Below are 1,538 nucleotides of genomic sequence, written 5' to 3' on the forward strand. Positions count from 1 at the left end.
CGGTGTCACCATCGGTTATGACACCCCCTGGCGGCAGGTGCATGCCATGCTGGAACTGGCTGCCAAGCGGGCAAAAGGAATCGATCTATCCCAGCCGCCGCTTGTGCGCCAGTTGGCGTTAATGGACTGGTATGTCTCTTATGAATTGCAGGTCAGGTTATTACCGGGGCAGTCATTGGCTGAGGCGCGCAACGCGTTGTACAGCCATATTCAGGATGTGTTCAACGAATTTAGCGTACAGATCATGTCGCCGAATTTTGTGTTGCAACCCGATGATGCGGTGAGGGTGCCGAAAGAAAACTGGTATGCCGCGCCTGCCATACCGCCGGAAGGAACCGCGCCATGAAAAAAACCTCCCTTTTGCTGCTGATTTTCTGCGGACAAGCGCACACCGTTGGCCTGATCGATCCTGAAGATGGGATGCTGGATATGAGCCGCTATTTGCAAGAAAACCGGTACGGCTTTTTACCCATCCCTGTGGTGATTACAGAACCTGCCGTGGGCTATGGCGGCGGCGTGTTTGGTTTATTTCTTCATGGAAAAGGCCAGCAGGTTGACGGGCAATTCATTCCCCCAGCCATGACCGCGCTGGGCGGCGGCGCGACGGATAACGGTACCTGGTTTGTGGGTGTAGCGCGGCACATAAATCGTGAAACTTTGTCGCCTAAAATTGGATCGCGCGGAGCGTTCTAAATTTAAGTGTCATTCACACAAACGCCGCTACGGAATTATCTAAGTGATTTGATATTGATACTTATTTTGAAAAGTGTTTAAGCCGCCTTAAACAGACGGCCATCGAGAAGTGGATCACAGAACAGAAATAGAATTATTACCTGGAAATTTTTTATACAGTGTCGAGAGTCCTACACCGTATTCCCGCGAAACTTCCCTGTGAGTCCTACCTGACTTTAACGCCAAACCAAAGCGGTCCCAGTGTTCGTCTGTAAACGTCGGCCTGCGACCACCATAGCGCCCCTTGGAGCGTGCAACTGCCAGACCTGCCAGAGTGCGCTCGCTGTTGAGATCAGATTCATACTGCGCTGCTGAGAGAATATTGCGGAAGTTGTAGCGGCCACTGGCGGTTTTGAGGTCCACACCATCGGTAAGCGAGCGAATATTTACATTACGGCTATGTAGTTCGTGAAACGTCATCAGAGCATGTAGTACATCGCGGCCAATGCGGTCCAGCTTCCACAGTACCAACTCGTCCCCCGGTTGCAACATGCCCACCACCTGACGCAGGATGCGACGTTTGGTGTTACGGCCGCTGGCCTTCTCTTCGAAAATTTGCTCACAGCCAGCCGCCATCAAAGCAATCATCTGCATCTCGGTGTCCTGGTGGTTTGAGCTTACGCGTGCATATCCAATAATCATCCGTCTTACCTCTGTCGTTGAGATAAAACCAGGTTAACAAATTCGACTTTTTCTCAAATAACCCCAGCGACGGAGAAAAATAAACACACTTTAATGGCGTAAAAAAGCCCTGGTGAACAGGGCTTAAATCGGCGTTCTACCAAAGGTTCCTATGCAGGCATTAC

At 51.0% G+C, this 1,538-nt stretch carries 1 protein-coding gene and 2 pseudogenes; 2 read left to right on the forward strand and 1 reads right to left on the reverse strand.

Annotated elements, in window-relative coordinates; translation table 11 throughout:
- Together FDW95_RS24010 and FDW95_RS18310 are read left to right on the forward strand one after the other, a co-directional pair.
- Positions 1-346, forward strand: a pseudogene (locus tag FDW95_RS24010) (mechanosensitive ion channel); the annotation flags it as partial.
- Positions 343-630 (forward strand): annotated as a pseudogene (locus FDW95_RS18310) (glyceraldehyde-3-phosphate dehydrogenase); the annotation flags it as partial. The pseudogenes FDW95_RS24010 and FDW95_RS18310, both read left to right, overlap by 4 nt.
- Before the next feature lie 177 nt (positions 631-807).
- Here FDW95_RS18310 and FDW95_RS18315 read toward each other — a convergent pair.
- On the reverse strand, positions 808-1,374 hold the full coding sequence (locus FDW95_RS18315) for a recombinase family protein (RefSeq protein WP_115258385.1): 567 nt from the start codon (positions 1,372-1,374) through the stop codon (positions 808-810).
- Positions 1,375-1,538: the final 164 nt, after the last annotated feature.

This window comes from Citrobacter sp. wls718, from assembly GCF_005280945.1.
GTDB lineage: Bacteria > Pseudomonadota > Gammaproteobacteria > Enterobacterales > Enterobacteriaceae > Citrobacter > Citrobacter gillenii.